Genomic DNA, 17,528 nt, shown 5'->3' with positions numbered 1-17,528 from the left:
TTGTGACGATTTAAACAGGTATGGCGGTTGAGGGCAAGCGATTGTAGGAATGTTTAAGAATGGGTGGGGACATGCCCCATATCGGCCTGGCCAGATCAGACTCTTGAAGGTCTTCCAGTAGGTATCGGATCATTCTGGTACCAATCCCCTGGTTCCTCCAGGCTGGAGCGGTCGCCATTGCCCTTAGCCACCAAGCGGGTTTACCCTGCCAAGTCGAGAGAATGAGAGTAATGCAGCAGATTACTTCTCCTCGGTGATCGAATGCCCCATAATGTTGAGTTTCCTGGTCTTGGTCTTCTGGAAAGATGACCTCTGCAATTGAAAAGCCTGGTCGTAAGACTTGATAGCTCAGGTGGAGGATGCGATCATGGGTCGTCTTGGTGTAGGTGATCATGTGACTCACCCTTAATAGGTATTTACTCAGCTAAACTTTCTAATTCTTTTAGAAGCAATTCAGCTTGCTTCCGCTTATTCTTATCAGTCCAAGCCTGGGATTTCTTGAGTCTGGTTGTGACTATAGATACTCGATCGTAAAATTTTTGAACAGTCTTTGGAACTTTTTTGTTCGCTGACGATTTTAATCCATTGATGATTGCTTTGATCTCTGAGAGAGAGAGATTCTTCTCAATTGACTCATGCAATACATTCGATCTGGCCTGCTCATCCTTGACTCGGGAAATGGCTATCGCTTTTGTATAAGCAAGCTTGCCCCCTCTCAATGCTTCAAGAATTTCTGAGGGGAGTTTTAATAAAGGGAGTCGGTTGACTACAAAGGATTTCCATCCCATGCGTCCTAGACCTGTAAATAACTCTTCCACAGCCTCAACTACGTTGTTCCCCATAACGTTATGGGGAACTTTACCTTTAACCTCATCTAGCATTCGATGAAGAAGCGAAACAGTCTCTGGAATTGGCTTGTCTAGATGAATTGAAAGTAGTTGCAAGATGCTTTCAGTCTCTTCTACTGGGTTGAGATCCTCTCTCTGAAGATTTTCAACTAGTGCTATTTGAAGAGCTTGTTCATCGTCTATCGTAAGTATCTTTACTGGTACTTCTTTAAGTCCAACTTTTTTCGCAGCTCTGTATCGTCTTTCACCTGCAATAAGTTCATACCGATCTGCCCTCTTAGGAGAAGGTCGAACAATTAGATTTTCTAGAATCCCATGTTTTTTGATTGACTGGCATAGCTGATCCATCTTTTTTACGTCAAAATATCGACGTGGTTGTTCAGAGGGCAAGCTAATTTTACTAATAAGCAATTGATCTGATTTCACTGATGGATCGTCATCATCAGTGAATAAAGAAACGTTATTCAGCATGGATCGTTTGGCCGGAGGATGCTTTTGACGGTTCATCTATAGATCTTCAATAAGTGTTGACACTTCATCAAATATTTGGAGAATCTGTTTATTCTTTTTTGGTGCGAGAGCTAAAGGGAGACCATATTCAGATGCTTCTGCAAGTGCAGTAGCACGAGGGAGTGGAGTAAAAATTGTTGCAATTTGGGATAGTTGCTCAGTAATTGTCTCAAGTGTCCGGTTATCCAAAACGTTGCCAGCAGAATACATAGTTGGCCAAAATCCAGCAAACTTCAAATTCTTATTCAGTCTTTTTTGAACCTTACTGACTGTACTCAATAGGAAATCAGTTCCCATTAAAGATTTAAACTGTGTTTGGATTGGAACAAGAACATCAGTAGCAGCAACTAAGCTGATATAACTAAGGATCCCTAGACTTGGAGGGCAATCAATCAAAATGAAATCGTAATCACCCTGTAATTTTGAAAGCGGTTCCTTCAGTCTAATTTCACGTTGCTCAGCTAGCACTAATTCTTGTTCCGCATTAGATAAATTGATGTTGGAAGGAGCTAGATCCATTCCATGTATATTGGAATATACTTCAATGTCCACGACATCTTCAGCCATTAGTGCGTCATATATTGTTGTTTTAAGTTCAGTTACCTCTAAGCCCATAAAATTGGTCAAGGAAGCCTGTGGATCCATATCCACTAGGAGAACCTTTTTGGAATGAGTAGCAAGGTGATATCCAAGATTCATTGTGATAGTAGTTTTACCCACGCCTCCGGCTTGATTGAATATTGCTATTATTCGGCATTTCGCCATATTGACATCACTCACTAAGAAGGGGGTGCTTGGAGAAAGATTGAAGCAATACTAACTGTACCTTTAAGAACTGAACTATATTCTGAATCTTATATTTTTGAAAGTTTCAGTCTTTTTGGTAACTGCGTCAAGACGAGTTCACTACATAATGCTCAAGCGACCAATTTCTAACTATGCATGAGGCTGAGAAAATATGTTTACCAATGGCCAGGATCGGTATCATTATCTATCGCAGTGCATGGACATCGATATTGCTAGCGGTAGTGGTGCAGGCAAGACCATCCCAGCTCTGGTCAATCAGTTTCATAACCCACTATTCATCAGCCATCTGCCTGGAACCTTGGGATAAAGAGCTGCAATACTGGTCTCTAGATTCGTGAATGAAATCGACTTTTAAGCATCAGCATTTTTTTTGGAGAGTTCTAGTGTTTGAGCAGACTGGGAAGAAGCTTCATTCAGCAGACTATTTTGGTGAAGCGCGAGACTTCTGGTGGAATCTAGACTTTTTGCAGTTGATGGGGCGAAGATGGAAAGTTGAGGATGTTAACACAGTGCTAGATGTTGGCTGTGGCCAAGGGCATTGGGGACAAGTTCTCTCTCAAATCCTGCCAGTTCACACCACTGTGGTTGGAATTGATCAAGAACCCAAATGGGTAGAAGAAGCAGAACGACGAGCACAAGATCTTGGGATAGAGAAACGGTTCAGCTATGCACAAGGTAATGCTAATGCAATCCCTTTCCCGGATTGCCAATTCGATTTAGTGACTTGCCAAACAGTTCTAATTCACATAGCTAATCCCACTACAGTATTGAGGGAAATGATGCGTGTCCTGAAGCCAGGGGGACTGCTTGCCGTAGCAGAGCCTAATAACTTAGCAGGTGTACTGATATTTAGTAACTTAAGCGCGGGAGAACCGATAGAGCAGATTTGCAAGGATGTAGAATTTCATGCGATCTGTGAACGGGGAAAATCTAACTTAGGTGAAGGCAATAGTTCACTGGGAGACTTGATTCCTGGTTATTTCTCTCAGCTTGGGCTACAAAACATCCAAACATACATATCTGATAAGGTATCTCCTCTATTTCCTCCCTATGCATCTAGAGAACAACAAGTTTCAAAGCAGCTATATTTGGATTGGGTTGAGCGAGGGCGTTGGAGTCGAGATAAATCTCTACGATATTATCTAGCAGGTGGTGGAACTGATCAGGGTTTTACAGATTACTGGGTGCAGATGTTGAGAAAAAACAAGTCAGTTGAACAATCTCTTCTCAATGAAAAATTTCATACAAGCGGTGGAGCAGTAATGTATTTAGTTTCTGGGCGGAAGCTAAATATACCTTAGTACATCTCGATCGACCGTGCCGTGAACTTAAAGGTTGTTGGGATAGAGTATAGCTACAATGGCTGTGCCCTTGCTTCTCAGCCACGATCGCTATTATCGCTATATGCCCTGTGGCAACTACGATCTCCCAGAAGCTCTGGACACGGGATTGATGATCACTCATCTGAAATGGCTGCGGTCTAGTTACTCTGCGGAATTGCCTGTTTATGACATGATCACCAATTCCCGGAAAAGAGAGACTGAGCTAGTCCATCCACATCCGATCATTATTGTTGAGGGCATCTTTGTGCTAACCCTATCCGAAATCCTGGAATATCTGGACTTCAAGGTTTACGTCGAGACTCCAGATGATCTGCGGATGAATTGCAGGATTATTAGGGATGGTAAGGAGAAACTGAGGTCAGAGTCTAGTGTGATTCAGGAATGGCAGGCTAATGTCATGCCGACTCATGAAGAGCTGGTTGAGTCTGGTGCTGCGGTGGCTGATCTGGTGGTATCAGGTGAGGAAGAGTATAAGGAGAATATTTTCAGTTTTAATGCTGTTTAGCCAGAGCATACCCTATTTGTTCTCATCTTGAACCGAAGAATCTTCTTGGGAATTTGGTAATGGATTAGGATTGAAATTTGTTTTTGGTTCTGTATTTAGAGAGAGAGCCTGCAGTTTTACCCATGCCTGCATACACTGAGAGAGTTCAGTCAATGACGTGGTTAACTCATCTGGTAAACCTAACGGCAACGTGCCGGAGCGAATATTTAAGTCTCTTTGTGGCAGAGGGATTTCAATTTTTCGATGTCTGAGAATAGTCTCGATTCTAAAATTTAGATCACTTTTGATGGCAAATTGCTTTTGAGGTTCATCAACCCAAACCAATAGTAAGAAATTTAACGAGTGATCTCCAAATTCAGTAAAAAATACGCGCGGGGGAGGATCTTTGAGAATACTTGAGTAATCCCTGGCGGCATCCATCAAGGCTTCTCTAACAGTGGTTGGACTTGCACTATAAGCAACCTTTACTGGAATTTGCAGACGAGAAATAGATGATCCATGGTCCCAATCCAACACTTTAGATTCTAATAGTTCTGAGTTTGGAACAATGATGGAAACTTGATCAAGGGTCCTTAATTCAGTACTTCGTACATTGATTCGCTCCACAGTTCCTTGGTATTCTCCAACTTTGACGAAGTCACCTACCTTGATCGGTTGTTCAAAGATCAGGACCATCCCACTAATGAAGTTTTTAGCAAACCCTTGTAAACCCAGACCTATCCCAACACCTAGAACACTAGCAAAAACAGTTAAGGTGCTTAAGTCAAAACCCCATAACTGTAGCAAAACCAATGTCCCCAGAAATAGCAAGACATAGTTTGCGACAAAAGCAACCGCTTCTTGCGCCCCCCGACTTAGTCCTGTGGCGCTAAGTACTCTTGTTCGTAGCAAGTGCTGTACTGTTCGAGCAAGATTAAGTACGCACACTAGCAAAATTATCAACAGGGCAACGTCTGAAACAGAATAAGATCTATTCCCCGCAGGAATGAACTGAGTTCCAAAAGTTTCTGTCAGAACACTGATCACTCGATTTATCCAAATCCGAGTCCAGGGAAGTAGCTCTCCGATATAGCTAATAGCCCATAACCAAAGTGCAAGCCTAAGCAGAAAGAGAATGACCTTGATTAAGAACTGTAGGCTCTGGGGTTGTTGTCCAGTCGTTGGGTCAACAGTAGCCTGGGGAAGTAAACCAACTAATTTTCTCCGCCAGAATCTTCCTAATAGCCAATGGATAATAACGGCGAAGACCAAGCATGCCGCAGACTGCCAAACCAGTAATCCGATATTTGCCCGTTCATCTTTACCCCGATCAATCGCTTTTTGAATTTTCTGACGCCAGTCTGACGCCGTTGCCTGAAGTGGATTGCCTTGAGCATCTCGTCGATTGATAGAGAGTAAGTAGAGACTTTCCTGATCATTCCCTTGATTGACTTTAAGAACGGGCAGATTTTCAGAATTATCAATGGTTATGGTAGCAGTAGCAGGTGATTTAATGAGCTTTTGCAAAAGGGTATTCACATCTTTGGCACGTTTTTCAGCAGGAAAATCTTCAGAAGAGCTAACTTGAAACAGTGTGACTCCATCAACTTGAATCGCTGCTGTTTGTTGTGTTTGGGCTGTAACAGAGAGAGGGCCATTGTGACCAATAACGATTAAACAAGTCGTCAATAGAGCGATGGAGAACCATCGTAGAAGACGTAGGTCATAAAATTTACTCAGAAAAGATAAACGTTTACGATGAGCCATTTTCTACAAGATGCCTGTGATAATATTTGCCAAATCAGATCGCATGAGCTTGAAATGAGCTTGATTACCAAGTCAATCACGGTGATGGTTATTGACTTCAATTGAATATTGAGGAACAGGAATAGCAATACCTGCTGTATCAAAGGCCAACTTTAGTTGCCGTCGTAGCTCCCGTGATACGGCCCATTGTTTAAGGGGTTGAGTTTTAATCCAAATTTTAATCATGGGTCCACGATGACTAAAGTCATCCAAGCCCATTAATTGTGGAGATTCAAGAATTTCAGGAGCCCACTTAGGATCCTCTGCCATCTTTTGGGCTGTATCAAGGATTAGATCCAGCATCGAATCAAGATCGCATTCGTAGGGGATTGGGATATTTAGATCTACTCTTGACCAGTCACTAGAGAGATTTGCCACAATCTTGATTTCACTATTTGGAATAGTAATCAGTTGTCCTTCAGCATTGCGAATCTGCGTTATCCGCAAATTCAGTGTTTCAACTGTTCCAGTAAAACCCTCCACTTTAATGATGTCACCCACTCCAAACTGATCTTCTGCAATGACAAGAAACCCATTAATTGCATCTTTGATGATGCCTTGTGATGCTAGAGAGATGGCCACACCGATGAGACCAACTCCGGCCAATAAGGGGCCAACATCAACTTTGAACAAGATCAAAATCACAATAATACCGATACTCCCCCAAATCGGAATTGCAATTCCCTTAACGACCCTAGTAATCGTTGAGATTCTCAACTGCAATCGTCTTGATACAATCGGCGTTAATAACGGACTCACAGTTAAGGCTAGGGCAAAACGATTGATGAGAGCCCAGCTGAACCGCACCATGAAGTAAGTGCATACTCCCACTAAAGAGACTGTAAGGGGCAAGGATAAGCTTCTTAGAATCCAAATTTTAATCGGACGAGTATACGGAAATCGATCCATGCAGATCAGCACTCCAGCAAACCAGATTGAAACGTGGCCCAAACTAAGGACTTGGCGAAGTAGAGTATTTAGCCCATCCCAAGAATTCAATGTAGGGAGTCGGGTCATAAAGTCAACGGTACTAGCCGTATTGCCCTTGGAAGAACGATATAACCGTCTTTGAAGTAGACAGATAAGACCATTGATGATCAATACAGCGAACAAAATCCCAGATAAAAGTATCCCCTGCTGTTTCAAGTATTGGGGTTGGCGCTCAGTCCTAGATTGCTTCAAGGCTGAAATGACAATGTTTTGGATATCAGTGGTTAAGGCACCAGAGTCAACTGCACGTAGATTCGTGTCAAGGGAAGTAATCGTAATTAGATTCTGATTATTGACGCTTAGAACGGGTAAATTATTGAGGGTTTTAATCTCTACTTGAGGTTCAACCTGATCTGAGGTGAGGTAATTTCGCTGAATTTTCTGCAGGTTTTCCTGCACGATCTGTTTGCGCTCAGAGATAAGATTTCGGGCCGCAGCAATTTGAAATAATCGCCTCCCATCTAGCCAAATCCAATCCGTAGAGATTTGGCTAGAAAAGCTATTTAGCTCTTCATCTTGAGGATTTTGAGACGTTGATTCTGCAGCGAGCTGTTCAGTGGGAATTGAGAAAGGGTACTGAGCAGCGCTGGGATGATGCAGCAAAAAACATAATGCTATCGTTAACAACCCTAGAAGCAGATGAAGGATAGAACTTGATTTAGCTTTTTCTCTCTTGAATAAATCCCTAGTAAAGCTAATAAATAATGATTTAGAAATGCTGCTAACTCCTTGTCTGAAAAAGCCTAAAACTAGTCTAGAGCTAGTCTAAAACATCATCCCTAATCCTTCCTGAAGGCTAGGAAACCTTGGTAGGGCTTCAGTCCAGGTAGAGTAAGTCCTTTGCCTATGAATTTTCTACAACTTCCAGAATATGGCATGATCAAAACTATCCTGCTCAGTTTCTACGTTCAGTAGACAGTAGTTTTGCCCTATCGCTCAATGATCATTCATATGCCAATACTCGTTATTTTCGCCCTTATTATCTCGTTAATAGCAATTCTATTTGCATTGCAAAATTCCTATACGATACTCGTTAGTTTTTTAGTTTGGCAGTTCGATGGGTCTTTAGCATTAGTTTTGCTTCTAACCCTTGCTCTTGGGCTACGGTGTACACATAAGTCATTTCTGGTAAGCGACCATGGTCGCTTACGATATTTGAGTGACCCCAGAATCTGTTAGAACGAGCTCTGATTGATGGAACCATAACCCATCACCATGGTCGCTTACTATGCATGCTCTAATATTTATTGCTCAACCCTCGATGATGCCACCAACGAAACACCACTTTCTCAAGTTCAATCCAAACAAACATGAGAGTGCTGAACCCCAAACAAATCAGCAATTCTAACCAACTCAAAGGCTGAACATCGAAAAAAGTTTGGAGGAAAGGAACGTACAGAACAAACAGTTGGCACACTGTAGTCACAGTGACAGCTCCCAGTAAGGATGGATTAGATAAGGGATTGAGCTGAAACGTTAGCTGAGTATCTGAGCGTACTGCCAACGCATGCCCCATTTGAGCTAGACATAATGTTGTAAAGACCATCGTTTTCCAGGTGTTTGGATCACCTGGGTAGCCCGGTGCTTGGGTATAGCTGTATGCCCAGATCATCAGACTAATCGTCAAGATAGACAGCATCAAACCAATGCGGACCATATACCATCCCAGACCACGGGCAAAAATGCTTTCACGGGGATTATGGGGAGGTCGTTGCATCACACCTGCTTCAGCAGGTTCCATCGCTAGCGCCAAAGCGGGTAATCCATCAGTAACTAAATTCATCCATAGAATTTGAAGTGGGGATAGTGGAACACCCCCCAACCCCAATAAAGGTGCTGAGGCAATGGTAATCACTTCACCAATATTGCTACCCAAAATATATTTAATAAAACGGCGAATATTGGTATAAATCACTCGCCCCTCTTCTGTAGCGGCGACGATGGTGGCAAAGTTATCATCCAAAAGAACCATGTCACTGGCTTCTTTACTGACATCGGTACCCGTAACCCCCATGGCAATCCCAATATCCGCTTGCTTGAGCGCGGGGGCATCATTTACGCCATCTCCTGTCATGGCCACAAAGGCCCCTCGACGTTGCAAGGCTTGGACAATCTGTAGTTTGTGCTCTGGAGCGACCCGAGCATAAACATTGACTCGCTCAACCTGTTGTTCCAGCTCCTGGGGCGAAAGTTGGGCCAATTGTTGACCACTCAAGACGGGATCCCCCGCCTTAGCGATACCAATTTTATGGGCAATAGCCATCGCTGTCAGTTGATGATCACCCGTAATCATCACAGGGCGAATCCCTGCTTGTCGGCAACGAGCAACGGCAGCTTTTGCTTCAGGACGAGCCGCATCTACAATGCCCACCAACCCCAACCAAATCAGGTCGTGCTCAACATTGTCCAAGGTTTTGGTCTCAGGGCATACGGCTAGAGGTTTGTAAGCAAGACCTATCACCCGTAGTCCTTGACTCGCTATCTTGTTGTTTTGAATGAGGATGCGATTGCGATCCGCATCGGTTATTCCCTGAATAATTGCCTGAATTTGTATTTGGTGACATTGTTCCAAAACCAACTCAGGTGACCCCTTCATAAATAGGGCGTAAGGTTGAGTAAATCCAAGATGATGGGCCTGAGATGGGGCGGTTTTACAAATCACACTCATGCGTTTCCGCTCAGAGGTAAAGGGAACCTCCGTCAATCGAGGGAAGGCGTTTTGTAGCTCAACGGGTCCCAGCCCCGCCTTGCTAGCCAAGACCAAGAGTGCGCCTTCCGTGGGGTCACCCATAATGGCCCATTGCCCTTTCTCTTTTTGTAAAGCGGCATCATTACAGAGGGCACTAGCCACCAACAGCATTCCCAGGGCAGGGTGTTGAGCGGGTAATATAGCATAGCCCTGTTCTAAGAATTCTCCGACAGGCTCGTATCCCATACCGCTGACGCTCAAGTGGTCCGCAAAGAGGTGAATCTGCTGAGCCACCATTTTGTTTTGAGTGAGGGTCCCCGTTTTATCGGAACAGATCGTCGTGACAGACCCCAATGTCTCCACAGCGGGGAGCTTCCGAATCAAAGCTTGGCGGCGCACCATTCGTTGGGTTCCCAAGGCCAGAGTGACCGTAATCACGGCGGGTAGGCCCTCGGGCACGACGGCTACAGCCATACTCAGGGATATCTCCAGCAGGTCATCCACCATACTGAGGTTGCCTTCCCGCAAGATACCTCCCAGGACGACGAGTCCTACAAGCACCATTGATCCTGTAACCAACACGTTTCCTAACTGGCCCATTCGCTGTTGAAGAGGTGTGGGGGCTGTTTCCACAGATTGCAGCATGGCCGCAATTTTTCCCAATTCCGTCTCCATGCCTGTGGCAGTGACGATGGCAGTTCCGCGTCCCTGAATCACCTCTGTTCCGCGATAGATGAGATTATGTCGATCACCTAGAGCTGCGTTCTCTGTCAAGATCAACTCAGATTGTTTGGTGACGGCTTCTGCTTCTCCCGTTAGGGCTGATTCACGAATTGAAAGACTTGCCGAACTCAATAACCGGCCATCAGCAGGCACCTGCACCCCAGCTTCCAAGAAGATAATATCCCCTGGTACTAAGTCTTTAGCATCAATTTCCCACTCCTGGCCTTGGCGAATCGCTCGGACCCGTGACGAGGTCATTGACTTTAAAGCTGTTAGAGCCTGCTCTGCCCGACTCTCCTGCAAAAAGCCTAGCCAACCGTTTAACAGAACAATAGCTGAAATAGCGACAGCATCCTTGGGAAATTGCTGATCCTGTAAATCCAAAACAGCTGAGACAATGGCGACAGCAATCAACATCAACAGCATGATGTTTTTGAATTGATCGATCAAGATATTCCAGGTGGAGCGACCGGAAACTTCTTGCAATTCATTGCGACCATGCAGCTGTTGTCTTTGATTGACCTGATCTGGCGTGAGGCCATGGATTGGGTCACTCTCTAAACGCAGAAGGACAACGTTGGCATCCAGGGTTTGCCATTGAGGGTTGTGACGTTGCTCTGGTTCCTCTACAGTCATGATGATTTTCCCTTTGACCAGAAGTATCTTGATCAGTTTTATTCAGTCATGTTGAGTAATTTTTCTTAACTCACAAGATAATCAGCGATTGCTGGTTTATGCTTTTGTAGGCGTTTAAGAGCATCCATTTGCAATTGGCGGACTCGTTCGCTGCTGATATCCATACGACGGCCTACAGCAGCGAGGGAGAGTTGACGATCATCGATCAACCCATAGCGCAGGGTGAGTACTTCTCGCTGCTGAGGAGTGAGGGTGGTTAACAACTGCTGGAGAGACTCACTCAGGGTTTTGCCCGTGACAAATTCTTCCGGTAGGGGATTGGATGCCTCGATGAAGTCTACGATAGAGTTATCTTGATCATCACCAATTTTCAGATCGATAGACAGAGTGTGGTGTGAAAGTTGAAGATATTCTCGAACTTTTTCTGGAGGCAAGGACAGAGCTTGAGCAATCTCTGATGTTGTGGGGCTGCGGCCTAAAGATTGAGATAGTTCTCGCTGGGCTCGCTTGATCTTATTGAAGTATTCCGTCAGATAAATGGGAAGACGGATGGTGCGACTCTGATCTGCGATCGCGCGCGTAATTCCCTGGCGAATCCACCAGTAGGCATAGGTCGAGAAGCGAAAACCTCGTTGAGGGTCATATTTCTCCGCTGCTCTTTCAAGCCCCAAGGTTCCCTCTTGAATCAAATCCAGGAATTCCAAGTTATGGTCTTTGTACTTTTTAGCAATGGTCACGACTAGACGAAGATTTCCCGTAATCATGGCCTGCTTGGCTTTTTTGCCCTGATCTAGCTTGGCTTCGAGTTCCGACACCTCCAGATCAGCAGCCTCGGCCCAAGTCTCCATAGAAGGCTCTACTTCGTTATCCTGAGCCAACTTTTGTTTCAGCCCCTGCAATTCCATCATCGCTTGGACTTCTCTACCAAACTGCAATTCCTGAGTGGGTGTCAGCAAGGGATATCGGCCAATCTCTCGAAGATATAGGCGGACGTTATCTGTCATCCCCCTCTGCTTATGACCACGATGTGAAGTTTTGGGAGGAGGGCGAAGGGTCTGAGTTGTCATAACATTCATCTCAACTTTGATGGGATATGGATTAGAGTGCTTCGAAAATCAGGAATTGAGTATTTATGAATTTCAGAGATCAGCCTTTGAATCGACAGGGTTCTTAGCCCAGGCTCAATTTGATTCAAGCAATAGGTCTATTGGGAAAAATGGCAATGCTGAGTGTATTTCCCGTTCAATATCAGAATCTAGGTCATACCCCTATTAAATTAGGGTTTTACCCCCTTGGGATCGGCCCTCGGACTCAAAAAAAGAGTCTGAACTCATCCAAAGGGACTAGTCCGATCGAGAGTTGACGTATTTACCTGGGTGCAACGTGAGTTCGACGCTAGACAATAGCAGCAGGCAAAGCTTTTAGTTCATCGGGAGTTAAATCTAACGACGGTTTCATTGGATGATAGGAGTAAGCAATCAAGCCCCCAGAAGATTGGCTAAGAAATTGAACCCACTGCGATGCCTTGAATGCTCGGTAGTTAGGTGAGATTATCTCAGCCCCTCTAGCTAAGGGAAGCTCAAAAAAGGTATTGCTGAAGGGAGTTATTGAGCCAAGATACTCCCATGGAAGAGAAAAAAAGGCCATTACTTTCAGAGCTAGCTTGCGTGAACTCTAACTGTGAAAGCTATGGTCAAGCGGGCCTTGAGAATTTAACAGTACGTAAAGTCTACGGACAAGATCGAATACGGTATCTGCGCTGTCATAGCTGTGGAGCAGAGTTCAGTGAACGCAAGAACACTGCCTTTTGGAATACAAAAATCCCTGAATCTCGAGCAATAGAAGTAGGTCGTCAAATTGCAGAAGGAACGTCTATCAAAGGAACATCACGTCTGACCTACACCCATCCGGATACGGTGAAACGTTTGACCCTCAAATTTGGTCAGCATGCCCAGGACTTTCATGAGCAAGAAGCTCAGCAATTGGATATCGACGTATTAGAGATGGACGAGCGTCATGGATACGTCGCCAGCAAAAAGCAGCAGTGTTGGGATGCGGTATCCATTGATGCCGCCAGTAAATTCATTGTCCACGTGGCCGTTGGTCCCCGTAACACAGACCTGATAGAAAGGCTGATGCAAGGCAGTCACAGACGACTAGCTCATCCCCAAGACCTGGTGCTGATGACCGATGGAGAAGCGAGTTATCGCACTCTCTTTCCGGTCATCTTCGGGGTGTCTTACCTCCCCCCGTCAAAGCACGATGGGTCGACCTCCCAACCCCAAGTATCGGATTCCTCGAACCCTTGCCCACGTCCAAGTCATCAAGCATCGTCAGGGACAAAAGTTAGAAGCCGTAGAGGTGAGCAAAGCTCATGGGAGCTGGCAACGGATCAATCAAGCGCTAGATGAAATAGGGTACAACATTCCCAACACCTCAACTGTGGAGCGTTTCAATGGCACTGCACGACGGATGAATGCTCATCAAGTCAGACGCTCACTTGCTTTCGCTCATCGCAGTAATACTCGTCAGGCCGTTGCTTGGTGGAGTGCTACAGTTTACAACTGGGTGAGAGAGCATCGCAGTTTACGAACTCCTCTAGAAGTACCGAGGGTAAAAAGCGCTTTCAACAGAGAACTCCTGCCATGGCAGTTGGATTAACTGAACACATTTGGACCGAAGCTCAGATCCTCAGAGCACCGGTTTATATGGCTTCTACAGAATAGGGGCTGAGATAATCTCACCTGACTACCGAATATCGATGGGTACCTTTTATTGGAAATTAATCAAAAGAATCAAAATTGTTGATACATGTAGGGTGTTTTTGCATAAGCCCCTAACGGAATCTATGCAAAAACACCCAAGATCTAAAAACTCTAGATCTCATCTTGGATGAGGTTTAGGAAGCCATTTAGGATCAATCTTAGTTTCTTCAAAAAGAATAGCACCGAAGAGTTCGGCACGTCTGAGGTTGACATTCGTGAAATCGGTATTGAAGAGGTGGGCACCAAAAAGGTTGGCACCAACGAGGTTCGCATTGTTGAGTTTTGCACTGCTTAGTTTTGCACGGGTGAGGTTCGCATCGTTGAGCTTTGCATCGCTAAGGTCGGCACTGCGGAGATCGGCACCGTTGAGTTTTGCACTGCTTAGTTTTGCATTGTGGAGGTCGGCACTGTGGAGGTTGGCACCGCTGAGGTCAGCACCGCTGAGATTTATCTCCTGATTAGGATTCTCCTCACGCCACTGGTTCCAAGCATCTGGCCCTCCCCGCAAAATCTCAAGTAAGTCGAAATTCCCAGAACCAAACCTGAGTAAAGCTCTAACCATGTCTTTCCACCTTCAGAAATCATTGTTCGCCAAGTACCCTTATTTCTCAATATAAACCCCACCCCATAGAACGCTCCCCGCTGCACCACCTGAAACCCACTAGGTATCCCCACTTACTCCCTTCCCGCTGTAAAATCGAGAAGAAAGTAAATAGACGCAGTGAACTGAACACAAGCCTTTCGAGATAAGCCTTTGATGTAGATGAGTGGCAGAAATTCTACAATCGCAATCAACAACAATACATTCGCCAGCGATTAACCGCTATTAAACTCCTGCATGAAGGACAGAGTCGTGCCCAAGCGAGTAAGCAAGTAGGGTGTCGCTATGACACTTTAACGTGTTGGATAGACAAATTTCTCGACGGCGGACTGAGAGGTTTAGTCCAACCCATTCGACATCGAAAACCAAGTCGGTTGCCTCCAGAACAACAACAGCAACTCAAAGAAATGGTGCTAACACAACACCCGACAGACTATGGCATTGATCGCAATATGTGGACGGGGCTATTTTGTCAGTTGTAATTGAGCAACGCTTCGAGGTGCAGTTGAAAGACTCTCGTATTTATGAATTGCTCTCGGAGTTGGGGTTGTCTTACCAGCGAGCCCACCGCGACTATGCAAATGCTGATCCGCAAGCCCAGCAAGAATGGGTAGCAGCAGTAAAAAAACTGCAATCGCTACAACCAGGTGAGCACATCGTATTTTTTGATGAGTTTGCTGTCTCTGAGCGTCCCAATTTAGGGTATCAATTTAAGCCGGGAAAATAGCTTGGGTTAAAGGGTTAGGCCGTTTTTTCATTGAGGACTGACGTGCCACTGGCAATTCCCCCATAGAGTTAACAACCGACTCAAACACATCAGGAAAAGGATGCCCAAAAAGCCGTTGTGCTGCGGTGGTCCCATCTGCTCTTTTGAGGTCAAAATTATGGATGATGGTGAGCACTTTCAAGGATTCTTCCGAAACCCTCGGGCTGCATGATGCAATCGGGATAGATAACCATTACGTCCTTCAACTGCGGAGGAAGTCCGTTGATACTTCGTACTCATCCATTGCGCCCAGTCTACCCACTCCTGGCTTTCTTGAGAGTTCATTTGTTGAGTCATGGGGTGCTTGAGTAACCGGGCATAAGCTTGTTCAGTCGCCTTTCGATAATCTGCCTTGAGTAGAGGATGCCGAGTTTTGTCCGTTTGCTGTTGCCAATAAGCCCAGGGTAATAGGTACATGAGTACCCAGTTTTGTAGATCGAGATCATCTGTGGCTACCTTTAGCGCTTGAGTCACCCATTGCCACCAAGCATGAATCCCCTGAGCCATTGAAGGAATTTGTTGTTGGAATGAGTCAATGGCTTTGCTCCCTTCTGAGCACCATAGGTTTTGGCTAGGGTAGACATCTGGGCGAGGGGAGCATTCAACCCAGCCGATAGATCATCAAACAGCTGCCATTCCAAAGTCTTGATATTAAACGGATGAATGACTTGGGTAAGGCGATGAAGAACCTGATGATAGGCCATCTTGTCCTGCTCTAAAGACTGTTGCTGAGCAGAAATCTCCGCCTTTGATTGTTGGAGTTGTTGCTGTTTAGCCTCACTACGAACGTTGAGAAGTTGCTGTTGAAGTACAGTCGCTTTTTTGTTCAACTGACTCATTTGACGACCCATATCACTGCCGATAGGTTGGGCTAAGGCACTCAGGGCATGGAATAAATCAGAAACACTGACACAGCCTAAGCCTGATACAGCTAATTTAATCAGGGCTGGAGCACCATCACTCACCATAAAATGACAATGCCATCCACAGCGGGTCCACCACTGCTGAATCTGGGCTTGCCAGGTTGCATAAGTACGGTTGGGACGTTCCACCTCTGTGAAGATAAAGCCACTAGCCAATTCCAACATCACCAAGATAGGTAAACCAAAAAAGGTTTCGTCCCCACCGACACAGATGCCCTGACCGTCTTTGGGTTGGCAATGCTCTTGCTGGGCGACTTCATAGGCGATAATCGCATCCCGCATCTTCCGTTTCAACAGCCGAAGGGAGCTGGCTGAAACGCCCACATGAGCATCTATGTGAATCGCTGTAAAAAATTCTGATAGACTCTCAGCTCCTACCCCATGTTTGACGCCGAATAGTACACCACTCCTAAGACCATCACTCTGAGCCATTGACTCCCTGTCTGACTTTCCCACCATAGTGACTCTGGATATTGGTTACGCCGAGCGATAGCCTGTTGATGACGATGAACACTGCTTTTTGATAGACCTGTCGCAGCAGCAATTTTCGCAATCCCTTTTACTCCCTGTTCGAACAGACAATCAGTGACGGCTTGGCAGCGCTCTCGTATTGTCAGGCTCATCGTTTCCTCTGTTGACTTGCAAAGGTACGATACAGCTCTTTGTGACTAACCGCAGATATCTTGCCTATTTCATCTACAAAAGAGTGCGATCCTATCTGAAAATACTCAAATCTTTTCCCGCTTTATGCTGGTAGCCCCAATTTATTCTATGGCTGGGCAGAACGCAATACTCGTCCAGAGGTTCCGAGCAATACTCGTCCAGAGGTTCCGAGCAATGAGCGGGCTCGCAAGAAACTCAACGGTTTCCTTTGTGTTGATGCCCATAGTGGCGAGGAGTATTTTGGAATAAGCCCATATTCCAAAACAGAAGATGTATCAGAGTACTTTGCAGACCTATGCTCCGAATGCGTTGAATCAGGCTACACTCAACTGTGCATTATTCTCGATAACAATCCGACTCATAAGCTCAAAATGCAGTCCCAGCTGGCTGTTCATCTAGAGCAAATGGGACTGGCCCAATCGATTCAAGTTGAGTTTTTGTATCTGCCGTCCTACTCTCCCAAGCTAAACTTGGTCGAATATGTGATTCACTTACTGAGATTGCGATTGCTGCATCATCTCCCCATTGGAACGACACTTCCGCAAATCAGACAACAGTTCATTCAGTTCATTACTTCAAACCAGTTTCTATCGGCAGCACAAGTCCAAAAAACGCTTAATCATATCTTTTCACTCGCGCCCTAATCTTATGCCGGGAAGGGAGTAGATGGCATCTACCCATAAACCAAATGCTTTGCTTGGTTAGCGTCACAGCTCAGAAGCATCCAAACTCTTCAGATCGAACAAAAGACCAGCCCGACCAGAACCACAGCGAACACCGGAATCTCCAAAGTCAATCGGGGAAAGAATTCTAGAGACGAGTCTGGGAGAGTCATTTTTTCGTGTAAGTTTTTGTGTAATACAGATTTTGGTAGAAAATCTGGAATTAAAATCACAGATCTAATATGGTGATCTTGGAATTCATACTCTGTGGTGCAAATTATTTTGTGTTTGGCTCAACATGCCGACTTGTCG

At 45.2% G+C, this 17,528-nt stretch carries 15 protein-coding genes and 4 pseudogenes; 7 read left to right on the top strand and 12 right to left on the bottom strand.

The genetic code is table 11. The features are described from left to right. Window positions 1–10: 10 nt before the first annotated feature. Genes I1H34_RS27620 through I1H34_RS27610 form a run of 3 tightly spaced genes read right to left on the bottom strand, consistent with a single transcriptional unit; the run spans window position 11 to window position 2,123 of the window. Entirely contained in the window at window positions 11–394 is a 384-nt protein-coding gene (locus I1H34_RS27620; protein WP_212666565.1) for a GNAT family N-acetyltransferase, read from the bottom strand. A 22-nt stretch (window positions 395–416) separates the two neighbouring features. Continuing rightward, the gene (locus I1H34_RS27615) at window positions 417–1,355 is read right to left on the bottom strand and encodes a ParB/RepB/Spo0J family partition protein (protein ID WP_212666564.1); all 939 of its coding nucleotides are present in this window, start codon (window positions 1,353–1,355) and stop codon (window positions 417–419) included. Next, window positions 1,356–2,123: a ParA family protein gene (locus tag I1H34_RS27610; protein WP_212666705.1), complete on the bottom strand. Its 768-nt coding sequence runs from the start codon at window positions 2,121–2,123 to the stop codon at window positions 1,356–1,358. It lies immediately after the preceding gene. 193 nt (window positions 2,124–2,316) lie between these two features. Here I1H34_RS27610 and I1H34_RS27605 point away from each other — a divergent pair, with 193 nt between their 5' ends. From I1H34_RS27605 to I1H34_RS27595, 3 genes are all read left to right on the top strand, one after another. After that, window positions 2,317–2,472 carry a hypothetical protein gene (locus tag I1H34_RS27605; protein WP_212666563.1) on the top strand — a complete coding sequence of 52 codons (156 nt, stop codon included), beginning with the start codon at window positions 2,317–2,319 and terminating at the stop codon, window positions 2,470–2,472. Between the two features lie 76 nt (window positions 2,473–2,548). Then, on the top strand, window positions 2,549–3,466 hold the full coding sequence (locus tag I1H34_RS27600) for a class I SAM-dependent methyltransferase (protein WP_212666562.1): 918 nt from the start codon (window positions 2,549–2,551) through the stop codon (window positions 3,464–3,466). Between the two features lie 58 nt (window positions 3,467–3,524). Beyond that, window positions 3,525–4,013 (top strand): uridine kinase family protein, encoded by a 489-nt coding sequence (locus I1H34_RS27595; protein ID WP_249370252.1) that lies wholly within the window; start codon window positions 3,525–3,527, stop codon window positions 4,011–4,013. Window positions 4,014–4,025: 12 nt separating this feature from the next. Here the strand turns inward: I1H34_RS27595 and I1H34_RS27590 are convergent, their stop codons facing one another. The 5 genes and pseudogenes from I1H34_RS27590 to I1H34_RS33270 all read right to left on the bottom strand — a co-directional run. After that, on the bottom strand, window positions 4,026–5,759 hold the full coding sequence (locus I1H34_RS27590) for a mechanosensitive ion channel family protein (RefSeq protein WP_212666561.1): 1,734 nt from the start codon (window positions 5,757–5,759) through the stop codon (window positions 4,026–4,028). Between the two features lie 72 nt (window positions 5,760–5,831). Next, a complete protein-coding gene (locus I1H34_RS27585) occupies window positions 5,832–7,391 on the bottom strand; it encodes a mechanosensitive ion channel family protein (protein WP_249370251.1) in 1,560 nt (519 codons plus the stop codon). Window positions 7,392–8,025: 634 nt separating this feature from the next. After that, the gene (locus tag I1H34_RS27580) at window positions 8,026–10,836 is read right to left on the bottom strand and encodes a cation-translocating P-type ATPase (RefSeq protein WP_212666560.1); all 2,811 of its coding nucleotides are present in this window, start codon (window positions 10,834–10,836) and stop codon (window positions 8,026–8,028) included. A gap of 65 nt (window positions 10,837–10,901) precedes the next feature. After that, a complete protein-coding gene (locus I1H34_RS27575; RefSeq protein ID WP_212666559.1) occupies window positions 10,902–11,840 on the bottom strand; it encodes an RNA polymerase sigma factor, RpoD/SigA family in 939 nt (312 codons plus the stop codon). A 391-nt stretch (window positions 11,841–12,231) separates the two neighbouring features. Beyond that, a pseudogene (locus tag I1H34_RS33270) lies at window positions 12,232–12,371 on the bottom strand (IS982 family transposase); the annotation flags it as partial. A 132-nt stretch (window positions 12,372–12,503) separates the two neighbouring features. On the opposite strand from I1H34_RS33270, the gene I1H34_RS27565 reads away from it, so the two are divergent. Continuing rightward, window positions 12,504–13,247, top strand: a complete 744-nt coding sequence (locus I1H34_RS27565) for an IS1 family transposase (RefSeq protein ID WP_249370240.1) — start codon at window positions 12,504–12,506, stop codon at window positions 13,245–13,247. After that, a complete protein-coding gene (locus I1H34_RS27560) occupies window positions 13,198–13,497 on the top strand; it encodes an integrase core domain-containing protein (protein ID WP_249370250.1) in 300 nt (99 codons plus the stop codon). The genes I1H34_RS27565 and I1H34_RS27560 overlap by 50 nt, the downstream gene beginning before the upstream one ends. A 222-nt stretch (window positions 13,498–13,719) precedes the next feature. On the opposite strand, the gene I1H34_RS27555 is transcribed toward I1H34_RS27560, so the two are convergent. Beyond that, on the bottom strand, window positions 13,720–14,163 hold the full coding sequence (locus I1H34_RS27555) for a pentapeptide repeat-containing protein (protein WP_212666479.1): 444 nt from the start codon (window positions 14,161–14,163) through the stop codon (window positions 13,720–13,722). A gap of 168 nt (window positions 14,164–14,331) precedes the next feature. On the opposite strand from I1H34_RS27555, the pseudogene I1H34_RS27550 reads away from it, so the two are divergent. Next, a pseudogene (locus tag I1H34_RS27550) lies at window positions 14,332–14,908 on the top strand (IS630 family transposase); the annotation flags it as partial. Between the two features lie 4 nt (window positions 14,909–14,912). Here the strand turns inward: I1H34_RS27550 and I1H34_RS32405 are convergent. The 3 genes and pseudogenes from I1H34_RS32405 to I1H34_RS32395 form a co-directional block, all read right to left on the bottom strand. Next, window positions 14,913–15,385: pseudogene (locus I1H34_RS32405) on the bottom strand (DUF6399 domain-containing protein). 53 nt (window positions 15,386–15,438) lie between these two features. Further along, window positions 15,439–16,323 (bottom strand): hypothetical protein, encoded by an 885-nt coding sequence (locus tag I1H34_RS32400; protein ID WP_249370249.1) that lies wholly within the window; start codon window positions 16,321–16,323, stop codon window positions 15,439–15,441. Next, window positions 16,266–16,514, bottom strand: a complete 249-nt coding sequence (locus I1H34_RS32395) for a helix-turn-helix domain-containing protein (RefSeq protein ID WP_249370248.1) — start codon at window positions 16,512–16,514, stop codon at window positions 16,266–16,268. The genes I1H34_RS32400 and I1H34_RS32395 overlap by 58 nt, the downstream gene beginning before the upstream one ends. Window positions 16,515–16,649: 135 nt before the next feature. On the opposite strand from I1H34_RS32395, the pseudogene I1H34_RS27540 reads away from it, so the two are divergent. Next, window positions 16,650–17,198 (top strand): annotated as a pseudogene (locus tag I1H34_RS27540) (transposase); the annotation flags it as partial. Between the last annotated feature and the right edge of the window lie 330 nt (window positions 17,199–17,528).

The sequence above is a fragment of the Acaryochloris marina S15 genome (assembly GCF_018336915.1).
Classification (GTDB): Bacteria; Cyanobacteriota; Cyanobacteriia; order Thermosynechococcales; family Thermosynechococcaceae; genus Acaryochloris; species Acaryochloris marina_A.
This window is presented reverse-complemented; position numbering and strand designations above follow the sequence as displayed.

Bases quoted from the DNA above. Each gene is read 5' to 3' on its own strand.
- I1H34_RS32400 (WP_249370249.1), bottom strand. From the start codon at position 16,323: ATGGCTCAGAGTGATGGTCTTAGGAGTGGTGTACTATTCGGCGTCAAA.
- I1H34_RS27605 (WP_212666563.1), top strand. From the start codon at position 2,317: ATGTTTACCAATGGCCAGGATCGGTATCATTATCTATCGCAGTGCATG.
- I1H34_RS27615 (WP_212666564.1), bottom strand. From the start codon at position 1,355: ATGAACCGTCAAAAGCATCCTCCGGCCAAACGATCCATGCTGAATAAC.
- I1H34_RS27575 (WP_212666559.1), bottom strand. From the start codon at position 11,840: ATGACAGATAACGTCCGCCTATATCTTCGAGAGATTGGCCGATATCCC.
- I1H34_RS27580 (WP_212666560.1), bottom strand. From the start codon at position 10,836: ATGACTGTAGAGGAACCAGAGCAACGTCACAACCCTCAATGGCAAACC.
- I1H34_RS32395 (WP_249370248.1), bottom strand. From the start codon at position 16,514: ATGAGCCTGACAATACGAGAGCGCTGCCAAGCCGTCACTGATTGTCTG.
- I1H34_RS27555 (WP_212666479.1), bottom strand. From the start codon at position 14,163: ATGGTTAGAGCTTTACTCAGGTTTGGTTCTGGGAATTTCGACTTACTT.
- I1H34_RS27620 (WP_212666565.1), bottom strand. From the start codon at position 394: ATGATCACCTACACCAAGACGACCCATGATCGCATCCTCCACCTGAGC.
- I1H34_RS27590 (WP_212666561.1), bottom strand. From the start codon at position 5,759: ATGGCTCATCGTAAACGTTTATCTTTTCTGAGTAAATTTTATGACCTA.
- I1H34_RS27610 (WP_212666705.1), bottom strand. From the start codon at position 2,123: ATGGCGAAATGCCGAATAATAGCAATATTCAATCAAGCCGGAGGCGTG.
- I1H34_RS27595 (WP_249370252.1), top strand. From the start codon at position 3,525: ATGGCTGTGCCCTTGCTTCTCAGCCACGATCGCTATTATCGCTATATG.